Here is an 18,957-nt window from a genome sequence, read left to right as displayed (position 1 = left end):
AAAGGTTTATAGTAATGCTGGAGGTGACGTTAATGCTTGCTGGAAAACAGTTGCTATTAGAAGAACTCTCTTCAGATTTACAGAGAGAAATAAGTAATTTAAAAGAGAAGGGAGAGATCGTATGTGTACAAGGTGTAATAAAGAAGGCTTCTAAATATATATGTCAGCGCTGCGGAAATATAAAGCAGCGGCTATTTGCATCATTTTTATGTAAAAGGTGCGGTAAAGCATGCGCGTATTGCCGGAAGTGTATCACGATGGGGAGAGTTAGCGAATGTACTGTACTTGTTCGCGGGATTCATGAAAGAAACGGAGACAGGGAGCTAAATCCATTACAGTGGAATGGGGCTTTATCGATTGGTCAGGAGTTGGCGGCGCAAGGAGTTATAGAAGCGATTAAGCAGAAAGAATCTTTTTTTATTTGGGCTGTGTGCGGGGCTGGAAAAACAGAAATGTTATTTTACGGTATAGAAGAGGCGCTCCAAAAAGGAGAAAGAGTTTGTATCGCAACGCCAAGGACGGACGTTGTACTGGAATTAGCGCCGAGATTACAAGAAGTGTTTCCAAGTATAACTGTAGCTGCTTTATACGGAGGGAGTGTAGATCATAAAAAAGATGCAGCGTTAGTCGTTGCAACGACTCACCAACTGTTACGTTACTATAGAGCGTTTCATGTCATGATTGTAGATGAGATTGATGCCTTCCCATATCATGCGGATCAAATGTTACAGTATGCAGTGCAACAAGCGATGAAAGAGAAAGCAGCGCGTATTTATTTAACTGCAACCCCTGATGAAAAGTGGAAGCACAATTTCATCAGGGGGAAACAAAAAGGTATCATTGTCTCAGGGCGATACCATCGTCATCCGTTACCAGTTCCTCTATTTAGTTGGTGCGGAAATTGGAAGAAAAGCCTCCAGCATAAAAAAATTCCTCGCGTGTTACTACAATGGTTAAAAATGAACTTAAACAAAAAGTATCCTATTTTTTTATTTGTTCCTCATGTGCGATATATAGAAGAAATAAGTCAGTTGTTGAAAGGGTTGGATAATAGAATCGATGGCGTACATGCAGAAGACTCGATGAGAAAAGAAAAAGTAGCATCTTTCAGAAAGGGAGACATTCCGTTATTAGTTACAACGACAATTTTAGAAAGAGGAGTAACTGTGAAGAACTTACAAGTGGCTGTGTTAGGAGCCGAAGAAGAAATTTTTTCAGAGAGTGCGCTCGTACAAATTGCAGGGCGAGCGGGGCGTAGTTTTGAAGAGCCGTATGGTGAGGTTATGTATTTTCATTACGGTAAGACAGAGGCAATGGTACGTGCGAAAAAACATATTCAAAGTATGAACAAAAATGCGAAAGAACAAGGATTGATCGATTAATGCATTGTTTACTTTGTGATGAGTATATGGTGGAAACAGTTAGTTGGTACACCTTCTTTGTAAAGTCCCTAAAAAAATATGTATGTGATAGATGTGAGCAAAAACTTTCCTATATTATAGGAGGAATTTGCATGGATTGTGGTCGTCCTTTAGATGACTTACCTACTCGATATAAAGAAAATGACATTTGCATGGACTGTATAAGATGGAGGAATGAGGAAGGATATCGTCCTTTTAAAAATCGTTCGTTGTACGTGTACAATGATGACATGAAAGGTATACTAGCGCAGTTTAAGTTTCGAGGTGATGCGGAGTTAGTTCGTATTTTTTATCAATCTTTTCGGGAGCTATTTCAAAAGCATTTTACGGACGTTTCAACTGTTATTGCTGTTCCGCTTAGTAGGGAACGGGAATATGAACGAGGTTTTAATCAAGCAGAGTTATTAGCAGCTTGTTTGCCTGTCAAAAATTTTTATTCATCATTAAGAAGGAAGGAAACAGAAAAGCAAAGTAAGAAGTCGCGTAAAGAAAGGCTTTCGGGAAGTAATCCTTTTTATTTTCAGAGAGAAGAGATGTTTCATGGTCAACATATTTTACTTGTTGATGATGTATATACGACAGGAATTACAGTGAGACAAATTGGAAGTCTTTTCTATGATAAAGGAGCAAGCGAAGTTTCTAGTTTGACGCTTTGTAGAAGTTGATCTGTAACTGTCGAAAGGGAGAATAAAAAGACGATAAGTCTTCTTTGACTTCGTAAGTTGTCATTCGTTATAGTGAAATTATGGGGCAAATGCCCTGATTTTTAGAGTGAAGGGAATGGAATGAACATGCAAGGAAGAGTAAAATGGTTCAATGCAGAAAAGGGATTTGGGTTTATTGAGCGTGAAGATGGTGATGATGTGTTTGTTCATTTTTCTGCTATTCAACAAGATGGATATAAGTCATTAGAAGAAGGGCAACAAGTTGAGTTTGATATTGTAGAGGGAGCACGTGGACCGCAAGCAGCTAATGTTGTAAAACTGTAGGTATATTGTTTTTGGGAAGAGAAAGCTGCGTTTGTGGCAACGTTATATATATATGGTAGAACCTCTTGTTTTTTTGCAAGGGGTTTTTGTTATGAATGGAGTTGTCAAAAAGTTGTTTCTTTTCTGTAACGAATTGTCCACAGTTATATTCGTTATTCACGATGTTAATAGGATAAAATAAAGATAGAAACGATGCATCTTTTCATTTCAACAAAAAACGATAAAAAAATCGCAATTCCACTAATTTTTTTAAAAAAGTTAGAAGGAGTTTTTAAGCCGGTGTCGAAATTATAGTACATAGGCTTGAAAGGAGGAATTCATCTATGAAATTCAACATTCGTGGTGAAAATATTGAAGTAACTCCAGCATTAAAGGAATATGTAGAGAAAAAACTAAGTAAGTTAGAGCGTTATTTTGATACATTCCCAGAGATTAAAGTTAATTTAAAAGTATACTCTGACAAGCAACGTGTCGAGGTAACAATTCCATTTACTGATTTATTACTTCGTGCAGAAGAAACTAATAGCGATATGTACGCTGCTATCGATTTAGTAGTTGATAAACTTGAGCGACAAATTCGTAAACATAAAACAAAAGTAAATCGTAAGTTACGTGAGAAAGGTTCTATGAAAACGAACTTTATCCTTCCACAAGCAGTAGCTGTCCTGGATGAGGTAGAAGAGGATGAACTAGAGCTTGTACGTACAAAACGATTCGATTTAAAACCGATGGACGTTGAAGAAGCGATCCTACAAATGGATATGCTAGGACATAATTTCTTCGTCTTCACAAATGCTGATACAAATGAAACTAATGTTGTATATGGCCGTAAAGATGGGAAATATGGTTTAATCGAAACTAAATAATAATTCAAAAGCGCAGCCGAAATGGCTGCGCTTTTTTTGCTGAAAATAGATTCCTGAAAAAAAGTTTTCTTAATTTAGAACGAGACATTCGGCCGATTGTTGTCATAGTTATAAGACAAGTGTTACAATTATCATTAGGTATATACATTTTAGTTTTTTTAATTAGGAGAAAAATTGGCATAACATACATTTGATTTTTATAACGACTGATTGTAATAGAGAAAAAGAAAAAACAATCGGAAGTTTTATTTTAATAAAAAGAGGAGCGTATTTCCTATGATCGGTATTTTAAAAAAGGTGTTTGATGTAAATCAACGCCAAATTAAACGTATGCAGAAGACAGTTGAGCAAATTGATGCACTAGAGCCATCTATTAAGCCATTAACTGATGAACAATTAAAAGGGAAGACGCTTGAATTTAAAGAACGTCTAACAAAAGGTGAAACAGTAGATGATCTACTACCTGAAGCTTTTGCGGTTGTTCGTGAAGCTGCGACTCGTGTTCTTGGAATGCGTCCGTATGGTGTACAGTTAATGGGTGGTATTGCCTTACATGAAGGGAATATCTCTGAGATGAAAACGGGTGAAGGTAAAACGTTAACATCTACATTACCTGTATATTTAAATGCTTTAACAGGAAAAGGTGTTCACGTTGTTACAGTCAATGAATACTTAGCACAACGTGATGCGAGCGAAATGGGACAACTTCATGAGTTCCTAGGATTAACAGTAGGAATTAATTTAAACAGTATGTCACGCGAAGAGAAACAAGAGGCTTATGCTGCTGATATTACGTATAGCACAAATAATGAACTTGGATTCGATTACTTACGTGACAACATGGTTTTATATAAAGAGCAGTGCGTTCAACGCCCACTTCACTTTGCTATTATCGATGAAGTCGATTCTATTTTAGTCGATGAAGCGCGTACGCCACTTATTATTTCTGGACAAGCTCAAAAATCAACAGAGCTGTACATGTTTGCAAATGCATTCGTTCGTACGTTAGAAAATGAAAAAGATTATTCATTTGATGTGAAGACGAAAAATGTAATGTTAACAGAAGATGGTATTACGAAAGCGGAGAAAGCTTTCCATATTGAAAACTTATTTGATTTAAAACATGTAGCGCTTCTTCACCATATTAATCAGGCACTTCGTGCGCACGTTGTTATGCATCGTGATACAGATTATGTTGTACAAGAAGGCGAAATCGTAATTGTAGACCAATTTACTGGTCGTCTTATGAAAGGTCGTCGTTATAGCGAAGGCTTACACCAAGCTATCGAGGCAAAAGAAGGCGTAGAAATTCAAAATGAAAGTATGACGCTTGCGACAATTACATTCCAGAACTACTTCCGTATGTACGAAAAGTTATCTGGTATGACTGGTACAGCGAAAACAGAGGAAGAGGAATTCCGTAACATTTACAATATGAACGTTATCGTAATTCCAACAAACAAACCGATTATTCGTGATGACCGTGCAGATTTAATCTTCAAATCAATGGAAGGTAAATTTAATGCTGTTGTTGAGGATATTGTAAATCGTCATAAACAAGGGCAACCTGTTCTTGTCGGTACAGTTGCGATTGAAACGTCAGAGCTTATTTCAAAAATGTTAACGCGTAAAGGTGTACGTCATAACATCTTAAATGCGAAAAACCATGCGCGTGAAGCGGATATCATTGCAGAAGCTGGTATGAAAGGTGCTGTAACAATTGCGACGAACATGGCGGGTCGTGGTACGGATATTAAGCTTGGAGACGATATTAAAAACATTGGTTTAGCAGTTATCGGTACAGAGCGTCACGAAAGTCGTCGTATTGATAATCAGTTACGTGGTCGTGCTGGTCGTCAAGGGGACCCAGGTGTTACGCAGTTCTACTTATCAATGGAAGATGAACTAATGCGCCGCTTCGGTTCTGATAATATGAAAGCGATGATGGATCGCCTTGGTATGGATGATTCTCAGCCAATCGAAAGCAAAATGGTTTCTCGTGCAGTAGAATCTGCGCAAAAACGAGTAGAAGGAAATAACTATGATGCACGTAAGCAGTTACTACAATACGATGATGTGCTTCGTCAGCAACGTGAAGTTATTTACAAACAGCGTCAAGAGGTAATGGAGTCTGAGAACTTACGAGGTATTATTGAAGGTATGATGAAATCTACAGTAGAGCGTGCGGTTGCACTTCATACACAAGAGGAAATTGAAGAAGATTGGAACATTAAAGGTCTTGTTGACTACTTAAATACAAACCTTCTGCAAGAAGGAGATGTGAAAGAAGAAGAATTACGTCGCCTTGCTCCAGAGGAAATGAGCGAGCCAATTATCGCGAAATTAATAGAGCGTTACAATGACAAAGAAAAGCTTATGCCAGAAGAGCAAATGCGTGAGTTCGAAAAAGTTGTTGTATTCCGTGTTGTAGATACGAAATGGACAGAGCATATCGATGCGATGGATCACCTTCGTGAAGGTATTCATTTACGTGCTTACGGTCAAATTGATCCACTTCGTGAGTATCAAATGGAAGGATTCGCAATGTTCGAATCAATGATTGCTTCTATTGAAGAGGAAATTTCTCGTTACATTATGAAAGCTGAGATTGAACAAAACTTAGAGCGTCAAGAAGTTGTTCAAGGTGAAGCTGTTCACCCATCTAGCGATGGCGAAGAGGCGAAGAAAAAACCAGTTGTAAAAGGTGACCAAGTGGGCCGCAACGATTTATGTAAATGTGGTAGCGGTAAAAAATATAAAAACTGCTGTGGCATTGGGAAGTAATATAGGGCGGTAGCCCAGGCTGCTTTGCAAACTTTTACATCAAAAATGTATAATTAAGAAGGATTAAACTCTCTCCGTCATAAGTGGAGAGAGTTTCCCTTGTTTTCATACGAAAGTAACAGCAATTACATAGAGGTGAAGGAAATGGAATTAGTAGAAATTAGACAGGAATTAGAGAAAATGGCTAAGAGATTAGCGGCTTTTAGGGGGTCTCTTTGACCTCCCTACTAAGGAGAAACAAATTGCAGAATTAGAAGAGAAAATGATGGGCGCAGGATTTTGGGATGACCAACAAGGCGCACAAGCTGTAATTAACGAAGCAAATGCACTGAAAGATATGGTTGGAAAGTTCCGTCAGCTAGATGAGACATTCGAAAATCTAGAAATTACACATGAGCTTTTAAAAGAAGAGTATGATGAAGATTTACATGAGGAGCTTGAATCAGAAGTAAAAGGCTTAATTCAAGAAATGAATGAGTATGAGCTGCAGTTACTACTTAGCGATCCTTATGATAAAAATAACGCCATTTTAGAATTACACCCAGGTGCTGGTGGAACAGAGTCACAAGACTGGGGCTCTATGTTACTACGTATGTACACACGTTGGGCTGAAAAACGTGGATTTAAAGTAGAAACGGTTGACTACTTACCAGGTGATGAAGCTGGTATTAAGAGTGTTACTTTATTAATTAAAGGTCATAACGCTTACGGTTACTTAAAGGCAGAGAAAGGTGTACATCGTCTTGTACGTATTTCTCCATTCGATTCTTCAGGCCGTCGTCATACATCGTTCGTATCTTGTGAAGTTGTACCTGAGTTCAATGATGAAGTTGAAATTGAAGTGCGTACAGAAGACTTGAAAATTGATACGTATCGTGCAAGTGGAGCGGGTGGACAGCACGTTAATACGACAGATTCAGCAGTTCGTATTACGCATACACCGACAAATACGGTTGTAACGTGTCAGTCAGAGCGTTCTCAAATTAAAAACCGTGAGCATGCGATGAAGATGTTAAAAGCGAAATTATATCAAAAGAAATTAGAAGAACAACAAGCGGAGTTAGATGAAATTCGCGGAGAGCAAAAAGAAATCGGATGGGGTAGCCAAATCCGTTCTTACGTATTCCACCCATATTCTCTTGTGAAAGACCACCGTACAAATACAGAGGTCGGTAATGTGCAAGCAGTTATGGATGGAGAAATTGATCCGTTTATTGATGCTTACTTACGTTCTCGCATCTAATAAGCTAAGTGAAAAAAAGCCAACAAAATTGTTGGCGCATGCTGAGGATATAGAGGACATAAAGAGTACTATTTTATTTATATGGATGAAGTACAGAGGAAGAGAAGTTGGAAACGACAACTTCTCTTTTTGATGGGATTATATGTAGCATACAATGTTGTATATTGTTTTGTAAAAAGTAGAAAATAGTAAAACAGATTGGCAATAGAGTAAGGCTTTCTGCAGAATTTTTCTAAATTCCTGTTCAAAAAGGATCCTTTATAGAAGTTTTTACGTTGTTCACAGAATTGAAACAACTTATAAAAGCTTTATATCATTGGGGTTCCCACTGTATTTTTGAAGAATATGAAATATACCTTAGTTTTTCTATATAAAGATAATGCTTATAATGAAAATGAGTGTGTTAGGAATGAAAAGAATATCAACAATGGGGAGCGATAGAAGTGAAAAAGAAATTGTTGGCTATTGCGCTAGGAACATCAGTCGTTTTTGCTTTAGGAGCGTGTGGAAATAAAGAAGAGAGTAAGTCTTCGAACCAGTCTGCAAGTACAGACAGTGCAGAACAAATTTTCCAAAGAAGTTGTGCTGGGTGTCATGCAACAGATTTATCAGGAGCAACTGGACCTGATTTAAGAAAAGTAGGCGGGAAGTACGACGCTGCAGATATTGAAGAAATTATTAAAAAAGGTCGCGGTTCAATGTCACCAGGACTTATTCAAGGTGAAGATGCGAAAAAAGTAGCTGAATGGTTAGCTGAACATAAATAAAAAGGGGTAAAATGGACGAGTTGATTCATATAATCAACTCGTTTCCCTTTTTTTGGAATGTAACATAACTGTAACAAAAATGTATCCAAACTGGAAACCGTTTGATGTTACAATGAGGTTTGTAGAATTTTGCTGAAATATATTACATAGAGTAGTATTGCTTAGAAAAAGAGTATAAGTAGACTACCTTCAACAAGAGTGGTTTAAAAGAGAATAAAGGTTTAGCTTTTATTTTCAAATGTACAGAAAAGTATTTCGAAAAAAATCATTAAGTATTGGGTGATAAATAATGATAAAAATGACGAATGTTTATAAGGAGTACCCGAATGGTATGAAAGCCATTGCTGGTCTCACAGTTAACATTAAACAAGGCGAGTTTGTATACGTAGTTGGACCGAGTGGAGCCGGGAAATCTACATTTATTAAAATGATGTATCGTGAAGAGAAACCATCTACAGGATCTATTAATGTAAATGGACTTACTATCGAGTCATTAGCAGAAAGAGACGTTCCATATTTCCGTCGTCAATTAGGCGTGATTTTCCAAGACTTTAAATTACTACCTAAATTAACGGTATATGAGAATGTTGCGTTTGCCTTAGAAGTAATTGAGGAAGAGCCAGATGCAATTCGTGAGCGTGTAACAGAAGTGTTAGGTCTTGTAGGTCTTGAAGATCGTGCAGACGCACTTCCAGGCGAACTTTCAGGCGGAGAGCAGCAACGTGTTGCGATTGCGAGAGCAATTGTTAATAGACCAAAGGTTGTAATTGCCGATGAGCCAACAGGTAACTTAGATATTGAAACAGCTCTTGATATTATGAAGATTTTCACGCGTATTAATGAGCGTGGTACAACGATTGTTATGGCGACACATAACGCAGATATCGTAAATACAATCCGTCATCGTGTAATCGCGATTGAAGGCGGAAAAATTGTTCGAGATGAGATTGAGGGAGGATACGGATATGAAGGCTAAGACCCTTAGTCGACATTTGCGAGAAGGTGTAAAGAATCTATCACGTAACGGATGGATGACGTTTGCTTCTGTTAGTGCAGTAACAGTTACATTATTACTTGTAGGTGTCTTTTTAACAGCGATTATGAATATGAACCATTTTGCGACGAAAGTAGAGCAAGATGTAGAGATTCGTGTACACATTGATCCAGCAGCAAAAGAAGCTGATCAAAAGAAATTAGAAGATGATATGAGTAAGATTGCAAAAGTAGAATCTATTAAATATTCTTCTAAAGAAGAAGAGTTAAAACGTTTAATTAAAAGCTTAGGCGATAGCGGAAAGACATTTGAGTTATTTGAACAAGATAACCCACTGAAAAACGTATTCGTCGTAAAAGCGAAAGAACCAACAGATACAGCGACAATTGCGAAAAAGATTGAAAAAATGCAGTTTGTAAGTAATGTTCAGTACGGAAAAGGACAAGTTGAACGATTATTTGATACTGTAAAAACTGGTCGTAACATCGGGATTGTGTTAATTGCTGGTCTTTTATTCACAGCGATGTTCTTAATCTCTAATACAATTAAAATTACAATTTATGCTCGTAGTACAGAAATCGAAATTATGAAACTTGTAGGTGCAACAAACTGGTTTATTCGTTGGCCGTTCTTATTAGAGGGATTATTCCTAGGAGTATTAGGATCAATTATTCCAATTGGCTTAATTCTAGTTACGTATAATTCGTTGCAAGGTGTGTTTAACGAAAAACTTGGCGGAACAATTTTCGAACTTCTACCATACAGCCCATTCGTATTCCAATTAGCTGGTTTACTAGTGTTAATCGGGGCTTTAATCGGTATGTGGGGAAGTGTAATGTCAATTCGTCGCTTCTTAAAAGTATAAAAAGTTGCAAACATAATTCGTACAAGCTTATCATATAGTAGAAATAGGTAAAGGCATCACACACTGTGTGATGCCTTTTGCTACACCACCTGTGTGTTTTGGAAAGGGGAATTCCGCATTGAAACGTAGAGTTGCAATTATTGGAATGGTTGTTGCATTTTTAATTGGTGCTGGCGGAATGTTTGCAGGTATGTCTTTATTTGGGGTTAACCCAGCAGAAGTAACGCAAACAATTTCGAGTGGAAACGCTAGCACTGCGCAAGGGAATTTGGCAAAAATTAATGAGGCGTATGCACTAATTGATTCACGTTATGTGGAAGACGTGAAAGATGAAAAATTAGTCGAAGGTGCAATACAAGGCATGTTGTCTACGCTGAAGGACCCTTATTCCACGTATATGGATAAAGAAACGGCTAAACAGTTTAGTGAATCGCTTGATCCTGAGCTAGAGGGGATTGGGGCTGAGGTGAACAAGACGGATGGTAAGCTTATTATCGTATCTCCAATTAAAGGCTCACCGGCAGAAAAGATTGGAATTAAACCGAATGACCAAATTTTATCTGTAGATGGAAATAGTGTGAAAGATTTATCACGTGAAGAAGCGGTATTAAAGATTCGTGGTAAAAAAGGAACGACTGTTGCGATTGAAATTAAGCGTGCAGGAGTGACTGATCCGATTGTATTTAAAATTAAGCGTGAAAAAATTCCAATCTTCACAGTGTTTAGCTCTGTGAAACAAGAGAGCGGAAAAGATATCGGTTATATGCAAATCACTTCTTTTGCTGAAAATACAGCGAAAGAATTTAAGGATCAGTTAAAAGAGTTAGAGAAGAAAAACATAAAAGGCTTAGTTATTGACGTACGTGGTAATCCTGGTGGCTACTTAAATAGTGTAGAAGAGATACTAGGAGAAATTATGACGGATAAAAAGCCGATGCTACAAGTAGAAGAGCGAAATGGTGAGAAGAAGAAATTCTCTACGGAACTGAAAGAGAGAAAGCCATATCCAATTTCAGTATTAATTGATAACGGAAGTGCTTCTGCTTCAGAGATTTTAGCGGGTGCGCTAAAAGAGGGAGAAGGATACGATTTAATTGGTGAAAAAACGTTTGGTAAAGGGACTGTTCAGCAAGCTGTTCCATTTAAAGATGGCAGTAACATCAAATTAACGATGTTTAAATGGCTGACACCGGATGGAAACTGGATTCATAAAAAAGGAATCAAGCCAACTGTAGAAGTGAAACAACCAGATTATTATCATGCTACACCAATTCAAATTGAAAAGACACTTTCATACAATGCAAATGATGTACAAGTAAAACACGCCCAAGAAATGCTTAAGAGTTTAGGATATGTACCAGGACGTGAAGATGGATACTTTAGTAAAGAGACAGAATCAGCACTGAAAGCATTCCAAAATGCGAATAAGATGGAAGCGACAGGACAGCTCGATAAAAAGACAGCTGAGGCGATTCAAACGAAAATTATTGAAAAAATCCGTTCTGGAGAAAATGATCTACAATTACAGTCAGCATTAAAATTAATGGCGAAATAAAGTGAAACTTTAATCAGTGGGGAGGGCTTCATTCCCCACTGATTATCAGCCCTCACCAATCGGACTTTAATGGGCAGCCCGCCCCCCACCTAAATTCTTTGTTTTCGCTGAATTTTGAGGTGGGGGTCTTACTGCCCATTAAAGTGGGATAAAAAGAAATACAGGCGGTTTGCTGCCTGTATTTTTTTGTGTTAAACAAACGTTTGTCCAGTTATGATAATATAAAAAGAAAGAATGATATAAATGGTGGTGAATGGGTTCGTGGAGGCATGGATTTTTGAAATAATGCGGGCAGTTGGACGTTTTTTCTTACACCCTGCTGTCTATGTATTTTTAATAAGTAGTATCTTCGTTGGATACTTACGTATGTTACGAGAACGAAAAGATTTTTCTTTTAAAGTTTATGATATTTGGTTTGAACTGCGAACGTCCTTATTTGCGGGAGTTAAATACGGATTAATCGTATCTATCATCACAATTGGGCTTGGACTTGTTGTTTCTAAAGCAAGCTTATGGGCCATTTTACTTTGGACGTTACTATTTGGATTAACTGCTATGTATCGATATTTATCAGCGGCTTATACGTTTAGTATCGCGATTGTATGTGTTCTATTATCTTCTAAGCTACCAGTTTCTTTCTTACAGCTTGGAGAAGGTGAAGAGAATACAATCGTATCCCTTGCTATTTTGCTAGGCATCATGCTCGTTGTAGAGGGCTTGCTGATTTCTAAAAATGCAGTAGGATATTCGACGCCGAAGATTAGGAAGGGGAAGCGTGGACTAAAGATTGGTTTACACGAATCAAAGCGTTTATGGATCGTTCCTATTTTTATTCTTGTACCAGGTGAAGCAGTAACGCAGTTTATTTCATGGTGGCCTGTCGTTTCAATCGGTTCACATACATATTCTCTATTCCTCGTTCCATTTTTAATTGGATTTATGAGAAGGATTAGAAGTTATGAGCCGACGGAAGCTTTATTATTTACAGGAAGACGTGTGTACGGATTAGCAGGACTTGTGCTTGTTTTAGGAATCGCAAGTTATTGGTGGAACGTACTTGCCATTATTGCAATGGGCGTTGCAATGCTTGGACGTTTTACAATTTCCATGCAAGAGAAAATTGCGGATGAAACAAGACCAGCGTACTTCGCTGCACGTAATGATGGACTCGTTGTACTAGATACAATTCCAAATACAATTGGAGCAGAGCTGAATTTGCTACCTGGAGAAATGATTACGAAAGTAAATGGAGTCATTCCAAGAAACGCTGAGGAATTTTATGATGCGCTTCAAACGAAGACGACAGGAGCATTTTGTAAGTTAGAAGTATTAGATACAAATGGAGAGTTACGTCTTGCTCAAACGGCATTATACGCTGGTGGACATCACGAATTGGGTATTGTGTTTGTTCAGCAGGAGCATGAATGGGATTCGGAAGCGATGTAATAGAAGAAAAGGTATCACCTTGTGGTGATGCCTTTTTTGTGTAAGATGGGCGGTAGTTATAGTACATGAAATTTATATCGGCGATTATCGGAATATATCAGCGCAACTTGAGATATATCGGCGATTATTGAAATATATCAGCGATTATTCAAATATATCGACTTCCCGGCAAAAAACGACAACTATCGCAAACCTCATTTTAGTTTCATAGTCGAATCACTTGAATAATTATTTGATAATGGTTATCATTTAGAGAGTCTTTTTAATTTTAGAAAATGGAGGGAAGATATGCTACGTAAATTTTTTTCTTACTATAAACCGTATAAAGGTTTATTTATACTCGACTTTTCTTGTGCAGTCGTCGCAGGATTACTAGAACTTGGCTTCCCGCTTATCGTAAATCAATTTATTGATAAGTTATTGCCAGGGCAAAACTGGACGCTTATTTTATGGGCTTGTTTCGGTTTACTTGCAGTGTATATGTTGAATGCAGGCTTACAATATGTCGTTACATATTGGGGACATATGCTTGGTGTTAACATTGAAACAGATATGAGGCAGAAATTATTTGATCATATTCAAAAGCTATCATTCAGATTTTTTGACAATAATAAAACAGGTCATTTAATTTCACGTCTTACGAACGATTTAATGGAAATTGGGGAAATTGCTCACCATGGGCCAGAAGATTTATTTATCGCTGTAATGACTTTAGTTGGGGCATTCTCATTTATGATGATGATCAACTGGAAGTTAGCGCTATTAACATTCTTCGTTATTCCATTCTTATTATGGTTAGCGCTGTACTTCAATAAAAAAATGACAGGTACATTTAGACGTTTATTCTCAGACGTTGCTGATTTCAATGCATGTATTGAGAATAACGTTGGTGGTATTCGCGTTGTACAAGCATTCGGGAATGAAAAGTTTGAGAAAGAGCAATTTGCTGTGAACAACGCTCGTTTCCGTACAACGAAATTAATGGCGTATAAAATTATGGCGCTAAATTCGTCAATTAGTTATATGCTTATGCGTCTCGTAACGCTCTTCGTCTTAATATGCGGTACATGGTTTGTTCTGCAAGGAGAATTAACGTACGGTGGATTTATCGGATTCGTTCTATTAACGAATATTTTCTTCCGTCCAATTGAAAAAATTAATGCGGTAATCGAAAGCTATCCGAAAGGGATTGCCGGTTTTAAAAGGTATGTAGAGCTTCTTGAAACAGAGCCTGATATTGTAGACTCTAAAGATGCAATGGAAGTGAAACATGTACATGGCGATATTCAATATAACAACATTACGTTCGGATATGAAAATAAAGAACCGATTTTAAATGATATTAGTTTGAAAATACATGCAGGTGAAACAGTTGCTTTTGTTGGACCATCTGGAGCTGGAAAAACGACGTTATGTAGCTTATTACCACGTTTTTATGAGCAATCATCTGGATCCATTCAAATTGATGGTATTGATACGAAAGACATGACGTTATCTTCACTTCGTAAGCAAATTGGAATTGTGCAGCAAGACGTGTTCTTATTCTCTGGAACGATTCGTGAAAATATTGCTTACGGAAATTTAAAGGCGTCAGAGGCTGAAATTTGGCAGGCGGTAAAACGTGCGCAGTTAGAAGACTTAATTTACTCACAACCAGAAGGTTTAGATACTGTTATTGGTGAGCGCGGTGTGAAACTTTCAGGTGGACAGAAGCAGCGTCTAGCAATTGCTCGTATGTTCTTGAAAAACCCGCCAATTTTAATATTAGATGAAGCGACTTCCGCATTAGATACAGAGACGGAACTTGCGATTCAAAAATCACTTGCTGAACTATCTGTTGGCCGTACAACGTTAGTTATCGCTCACAGACTTGCAACGATTAAAAATGCAGATCGCATCGTCGTTGTAAATAAAGATGGGATTGCAGAACAAGGTTCACATGATGAATTAATTGAACAAGGCGGGGGATACAGTAGGTTATACGAAGCTCAGTTTAGTTCGTAAATATAATTTGTACTGAATTAGTGCACCATAAGTAAGTGAAAATCTTATATGGGAGGCTATGAAGCATGATTGTAACAACAACGTCTACAATTCAAGGAAAAGAAATTATTGAGTATATCGATATCGTCAATGGAGAAGCGATTATGGGCGCGAATATCGTTCGTGACCTTTTCGCCTCTGTCCGTGACGTTGTCGGCGGTCGTGCAGGTGCTTATGAAAGTAAATTAAAAGAAGCGCGCGACATTGCAATGGAAGAGATGAAAACTTTCGCAAGACAAAAAAATGCGAATGCAATTGTTGGTATCGACGTGGATTACGAAGTAGTTCGCGAAGGGATGCTAATGGTTGCGGTGAGCGGGACTGCTGTCCGTATTTAAAGTAAAAAGCCGTGCTGATGCACGGCTTTTTACTGTTATTGATGCTATTCTATGTCGAAGTTTCAATATTTCTTGGGAAATGCGGAAGGTCTCGTCGATATATAGGGAAGACATTAGAGTGCTTCTTGGCATTCCCGGATTTGAACTAATAATGTTTCATATTCTTGTTCGAGAGATTTGATGTCATCGTGATGATTTGGTATGGAAATTCGGCCAATGATTTCTGTTAATTTTGTTTGTAATCGTAACAATTCTTGTTCAGTAACGTTTACAGAATCCTCGGTTGTTCTTTTTGTGTATTGCTCGTAATTACCGTGGAAGATTCTTGGTTCACTCTCATCTACTTGTATAATATGGTCTGCAACAGAGCGAATAAAGGCGCGGTCATGGCTAATAAAAAGTATAGTGCCAGGATATTCTTGTAACATGCTTTCTAATTCTTCTTGCGTCGCTAAGTCTAAATAGTTTGTCAAACTTATTTCAGCTTGTGATTTTTGAATTCGTTATTATAAATTTGTGCCTTCGCTAGCGCCTCAGCATCATTTTGGATTTCATCTAATCCATTCGCATCTCCAATAATATAACCTTCAAATGATGAACCAACAAAATCAAAGATGTATTGGAACTGGGAGATAAGCGGTAATGCTTTTAGTTTCGGATTATCGCCGCCAACGATAACAACGTACATTTTTTTGCCTTTCATTTTTTCTTTGAAATGAAGGGATGTATCACGCAAGCTTTGTGACCAGCGATCGATGAAGTTTTTCATATGACCACTCATCCCGTACCAATATAATGGGGTAGCAAAGATAATTGTGTTGTGCTCTAACATGCGCTTGGTTAACTGCTCGTAGTCATCATCTACAGGTTGGAATCCTCCTGCATCATGACGCTGATCTGTAATAGGATAGACTGTGTGATCACGTAAATAAATTTGTTCTGTTTCAATTCCATCAATCATCATATGTGTTAAAGCTTCCGTATTTCCATTTTGTCTTGAACTGCCGTGTATAACAAACATGTAATCATTCCTTTTCTTTTGCTTTTTTTAGGAGTGAAACGTGTTTTTGCAAATTCGTTTGAATATTGGAAAGCAATGAGATTTGCTTTGTTACTTCATTAAGTTTATCTTCATAAAGCGTAAGGATGCTGCTGCACGGATTGTCGTATAAGTGCGGTTCAATTTCAAGGCAGCGCAGCATCCTTGCCGTCTCTTCTAAATTTAAGCCAATTTGTAAGTACATTTGAATAAGCTCCACTTTTTCGATGGCACTTTCGTCAAAATCACGATAGCCATTTGCGAGGCGCTTCGAAGGGAGTAATCCCTTTTCTTCGTAATGTCTTAGTGATCTTTCGCTAACGCCAGTTTCTTTTGATAACTCCCCGATTCGCAATACGTTTCACTCCTTCTACATGTATTGTAAACCTTCACACTAATGTGAGGGTCAACTCTGTTTTTTCGCAAAAGAATCTACATGATTTAAAAACACTTGAATAGCTTTAGATGGAATGAAATATTTGCCACGCACGATGGAGAATGGACGGATAAGTTGTTCATTTGGAACTTCGACGTGGAATAGTTCTTTTGCCAGTAGCTCTTTCCGTACAGTCCAATCAGAAAGTATAGCAATGCCAAGCCCGGCACTAACTGCTTCCTTTACACTTTGGATACTACTAAATGTAAAGAATCGTTTCATTTTTAAATGGTGTTGATGAATAAAGCGATCGCTATAAGCACGTGTTCCAGAACCACTTTCTCTTAATACCCATACTTGGTCTTGGAGTGTCCTTTCATTTATTTCATTTGTGCGGAGCAGTGGATGATTTGGCGGAACGACGAGCTTCATTTCATCTTGCATAAATGTTTCAACGTCAACGTCGGCGTATACGACTTGTCCTTCCACTAAGCCGATATCAATTTGATTAGATCGAAGACTTTGCAAGACGTCTTCTGTATTGGAGATAAAAGTATGGACTTCGACATGCGGATTTTCATTCGCATAGTTAGCTAGTATTTTTGGAAGTAAGTATTCGCCGATTGTAAAACTAGCACCAATGCGAAGCGTTCCTGTTACAACGTTATGTAGCTCGTTAATTTCTTGTTTGGCATCTTCGTAAAGAGAGAGCATTTGCTTTGCGTGTATATATAAGATATTTCCGGCCTCGGTCACTTGAACGTGCTTCGGGGATCGCTGAATGAGTGTAGTTCCAAATTCGTTTTCTAAGTTGCGAATGTGCATACTTACGCCAGGCTGTGAAAGGTTTAATAATTCCGCTGCACGAGAGAAGTGTTTCTGTTCAACAACCGTAACAAAAATTTTTAAAATGTCTACGTTCATATCATCTGCTCCTTTCTTTTTCTATCATTTTATCATAAGTATTTCTGATGATAGAGATTTGGTATTGGTATTAAACTTATTATAGAAACTCTCTTATAATGTAAGTAGAAAGAACATGCATGTTCCAATACGATTATTGGAGTGGTTCAAAGTGGAACAAACACTTGTTATACAAAAGAAGAAGCGTTTTGGATTTTCGCAAGGGATTGGGATTACATTATTAATCGCAATTGTGGCGAAATATTTAGCGGAGCTTCCATTTTTAAATATTATGGGACAATTAGTAATTGCTATTCTAATTGGGATGGTTTGGCGTGCGGCAATTGGAGTTCCTCATGATGCGATTGCAGGAACGAATTTCGCGAGTAAGAAATTACTTCGCTTCGGGATCATCTTACTTGGAATGCGATTAAATCTTGTTGATATTGCGAAGGCGGGACCGAAAGTATTGGTTATCGCTGCGGTTGTTATTACATTTACGATTTTCGTTGTATATGGACTAACGAAAGTATTTAAAGTAGAAAAGAAACTTGGGATTTTAACAGCATGCGGGACAGCAATTTGCGGCGCGGCAGCGGTCGTGGCAATTGCGCCGCAAGTGAAAGCAAAAGATGATGAAACGGCAGTTGGGGCTGCAATCATTGCAATTTTAGGTACGATATTTACGCTTATTTATACGTTATTATATCCAGTACTTGGCCTATCTCCATACGGTTACGGTGTATTCTCAGGGGCCACGCTGCATGAAATCGCTCATGTCATCGCAGCTGCGGCGCCAGGAGGAAGCACGGCTGTAGACATCGCAGTTATCGTGAAGTTAACACGCGTTGCAATGCTTGTACCAGTAGCGATTTTAATTGGGTTATGGTTTGGTAAGAGTGAAGGTAGCAAAGAAAAGAAATCGTGGCGAGACCTTCCAATTCCGTGGTTCATTTTCGGATTTTTAGCGATGAGTGCGGTGCATTCGCTGGGCGTGATTCCAGAAGTTGTTGCGGGATATATTGTAGTCATCGCTTATATGCTTATCGCAATGGCGATGGCCGGGCTTGGTTTAAATGTAGAGTTTAAAACGTTCCGGAAGTTAGGAAGCAAAGCATTCGTCGCAGGGCTGATCGGCTCGGTTTGCTTATCGGTTCTTGGATACGTTCTTGTATATGCGTTAGGGTTTATGTAGTAGAGGAGAAAGCTGTTCCCAAGGTATTTGGGACAGCTTTTTCTTATGCTTATCTTGCTACGAATGTCGGTATTTGTCGGTAAGTCGATATATTTGGAAAATCGCTGATATAAATTTAATTCCCCCTGTACTT

General features: G+C 38.1%; 18 protein-coding genes. 14 read left to right on the top strand and 4 right to left on the bottom strand.

All coding sequences use genetic code 11. The features are described from left to right. The first annotated feature begins 32 nt into the window (after positions 1-32). The 13 genes from comFA (at position 33) to ACTFRS_RS21820 (ending at position 15,311) form a co-directional block, all read left to right on the top strand. Complete coding sequence (gene comFA, locus ACTFRS_RS21880; protein WP_242294454.1) at positions 33-1,382, top strand: ATP-dependent helicase ComFA; 1,350 nt, start codon at positions 33-35, stop codon at positions 1,380-1,382. Then, positions 1,382-2,086: a ComF family protein gene (locus ACTFRS_RS21875; protein WP_242294455.1), complete on the top strand. Its 705-nt coding sequence runs from the start codon at positions 1,382-1,384 to the stop codon at positions 2,084-2,086. Before comFA ends, ACTFRS_RS21875 begins: the two co-directional genes overlap by 1 nt. A 126-nt stretch (positions 2,087-2,212) precedes the next feature. After that, positions 2,213-2,410, top strand: a complete 198-nt coding sequence (cspC, locus tag ACTFRS_RS21870; RefSeq protein ID WP_001162041.1) for a cold shock protein CspC — start codon at positions 2,213-2,215, stop codon at positions 2,408-2,410. A 323-nt stretch (positions 2,411-2,733) separates the two neighbouring features. Continuing rightward, the gene (gene hpf, locus ACTFRS_RS21865; protein ID WP_087955105.1) at positions 2,734-3,276 is read left to right on the top strand and encodes a ribosome hibernation-promoting factor, HPF/YfiA family; all 543 of its coding nucleotides are present in this window, start codon (positions 2,734-2,736) and stop codon (positions 3,274-3,276) included. A gap of 276 nt (positions 3,277-3,552) precedes the next feature. Beyond that, positions 3,553-6,060 (top strand): preprotein translocase subunit SecA, encoded by a 2,508-nt coding sequence (secA, locus tag ACTFRS_RS21860; RefSeq protein WP_087955104.1) that lies wholly within the window; start codon positions 3,553-3,555, stop codon positions 6,058-6,060. 144 nt (positions 6,061-6,204) lie between these two features. After that, positions 6,205-7,303 (top strand): peptide chain release factor 2 gene (gene prfB, locus ACTFRS_RS21855; RefSeq protein WP_096001716.1). Its coding sequence is split into 2 segments (ribosomal slippage): positions 6,205-6,276 and positions 6,278-7,303, totalling 1,098 coding nucleotides; the frame shifts between segments, so codons are not numbered across the junction. A 443-nt stretch (positions 7,304-7,746) separates the two neighbouring features. Then, positions 7,747-8,070, top strand: coding sequence for a cytochrome c551 (gene cccB, locus ACTFRS_RS21850; protein ID WP_000727972.1), 324 nt, complete (start codon positions 7,747-7,749; stop codon positions 8,068-8,070). A 289-nt stretch (positions 8,071-8,359) separates the two neighbouring features. Further along, on the top strand, positions 8,360-9,046 hold the full coding sequence (gene ftsE, locus ACTFRS_RS21845) for a cell division ATP-binding protein FtsE (RefSeq protein WP_000594316.1): 687 nt from the start codon (positions 8,360-8,362) through the stop codon (positions 9,044-9,046). After that, entirely contained in the window at positions 9,036-9,929 is an 894-nt protein-coding gene (gene ftsX / locus ACTFRS_RS21840) for a permease-like cell division protein FtsX (protein WP_000645022.1), read from the top strand. Before ftsE ends, ftsX begins: the two co-directional genes overlap by 11 nt. A gap of 118 nt (positions 9,930-10,047) precedes the next feature. Further along, positions 10,048-11,484, top strand: a complete 1,437-nt coding sequence (locus tag ACTFRS_RS21835; RefSeq protein ID WP_440025032.1) for a S41 family peptidase — start codon at positions 10,048-10,050, stop codon at positions 11,482-11,484. A 243-nt stretch (positions 11,485-11,727) separates the two neighbouring features. After that, positions 11,728-12,930, top strand: a complete 1,203-nt coding sequence (locus ACTFRS_RS21830; protein ID WP_439195197.1) for a PDZ domain-containing protein — start codon at positions 11,728-11,730, stop codon at positions 12,928-12,930. Positions 12,931-13,218: 288 nt separating this feature from the next. Continuing rightward, the gene (locus ACTFRS_RS21825; RefSeq protein ID WP_139868363.1) at positions 13,219-14,934 is read left to right on the top strand and encodes an ABC transporter ATP-binding protein; all 1,716 of its coding nucleotides are present in this window, start codon (positions 13,219-13,221) and stop codon (positions 14,932-14,934) included. Positions 14,935-14,999: 65 nt separating this feature from the next. After that, on the top strand, positions 15,000-15,311 hold the full coding sequence (locus ACTFRS_RS21820; protein WP_000637523.1) for a heavy metal-binding domain-containing protein: 312 nt from the start codon (positions 15,000-15,002) through the stop codon (positions 15,309-15,311). Positions 15,312-15,424: 113 nt separating this feature from the next. Here ACTFRS_RS21820 and ACTFRS_RS21815 read toward each other — a convergent pair whose 3' ends face one another. From ACTFRS_RS21815 to ACTFRS_RS21800, 4 genes are read right to left on the bottom strand one after another with little or no spacing between them, the layout of a single operon-like run. Next, positions 15,425-15,784, bottom strand: coding sequence for a macrolide transporter (locus ACTFRS_RS21815; RefSeq protein WP_431085087.1), 360 nt, complete (start codon positions 15,782-15,784; stop codon positions 15,425-15,427). A 2-nt stretch (positions 15,785-15,786) separates the two neighbouring features. After that, a complete protein-coding gene (locus ACTFRS_RS21810; protein ID WP_139868361.1) occupies positions 15,787-16,332 on the bottom strand; it encodes a flavodoxin family protein in 546 nt (181 codons plus the stop codon). Positions 16,333-16,336: 4 nt separating this feature from the next. Next, positions 16,337-16,705: a MerR family transcriptional regulator gene (locus ACTFRS_RS21805; RefSeq protein ID WP_001219200.1), complete on the bottom strand. Its 369-nt coding sequence runs from the start codon at positions 16,703-16,705 to the stop codon at positions 16,337-16,339. 51 nt (positions 16,706-16,756) lie between these two features. Then, positions 16,757-17,650, bottom strand: a complete 894-nt coding sequence (locus ACTFRS_RS21800) for a LysR family transcriptional regulator (protein ID WP_061139630.1) — start codon at positions 17,648-17,650, stop codon at positions 16,757-16,759. A 151-nt stretch (positions 17,651-17,801) separates the two neighbouring features. Here ACTFRS_RS21800 and ACTFRS_RS21795 point away from each other — a divergent pair, with 151 nt between their 5' ends. After that, positions 17,802-18,824: a YeiH family protein gene (locus ACTFRS_RS21795; protein ID WP_440025035.1), complete on the top strand. Its 1,023-nt coding sequence runs from the start codon at positions 17,802-17,804 to the stop codon at positions 18,822-18,824. Positions 18,825-18,957: the final 133 nt, after the last annotated feature.

This window comes from Bacillus cereus group sp. MYBK139-1 (genome assembly GCF_051916915.1).
GTDB classification, from domain to species: domain Bacteria; phylum Bacillota; class Bacilli; order Bacillales; family Bacillaceae_G; genus Bacillus_A; species Bacillus_A pacificus.
Note: the sequence above shows the minus strand (reverse complement) of the source record. Positions and strands in the feature narration are given on the sequence as shown.

Coding starts and splice junctions, on each gene's coding strand:
- comFA (WP_242294454.1), top strand. CDS start 33: ATGCTTGCTGGAAAACAGTTGCTATTAGAAGAACTCTCTTCAGATTTA.
- ACTFRS_RS21875 (WP_242294455.1), top strand. CDS start 1,382: ATGCATTGTTTACTTTGTGATGAGTATATGGTGGAAACAGTTAGTTGG.
- cspC (WP_001162041.1), top strand. CDS start 2,213: ATGCAAGGAAGAGTAAAATGGTTCAATGCAGAAAAGGGATTTGGGTTT.
- hpf (WP_087955105.1), top strand. CDS start 2,734: ATGAAATTCAACATTCGTGGTGAAAATATTGAAGTAACTCCAGCATTA.
- secA (WP_087955104.1), top strand. CDS start 3,553: ATGATCGGTATTTTAAAAAAGGTGTTTGATGTAAATCAACGCCAAATT.
- ftsE (WP_000594316.1), top strand. CDS start 8,360: ATGATAAAAATGACGAATGTTTATAAGGAGTACCCGAATGGTATGAAA.
- ftsX (WP_000645022.1), top strand. CDS start 9,036: ATGAAGGCTAAGACCCTTAGTCGACATTTGCGAGAAGGTGTAAAGAAT.
- ACTFRS_RS21830 (WP_439195197.1), top strand. CDS start 11,728: ATGGTGGTGAATGGGTTCGTGGAGGCATGGATTTTTGAAATAATGCGG.
- ACTFRS_RS21825 (WP_139868363.1), top strand. CDS start 13,219: ATGCTACGTAAATTTTTTTCTTACTATAAACCGTATAAAGGTTTATTT.
- ACTFRS_RS21820 (WP_000637523.1), top strand. CDS start 15,000: ATGATTGTAACAACAACGTCTACAATTCAAGGAAAAGAAATTATTGAG.
- ACTFRS_RS21810 (WP_139868361.1), bottom strand. CDS start 16,332: ATGTTTGTTATACACGGCAGTTCAAGACAAAATGGAAATACGGAAGCT.
- ACTFRS_RS21800 (WP_061139630.1), bottom strand. CDS start 17,650: ATGAACGTAGACATTTTAAAAATTTTTGTTACGGTTGTTGAACAGAAA.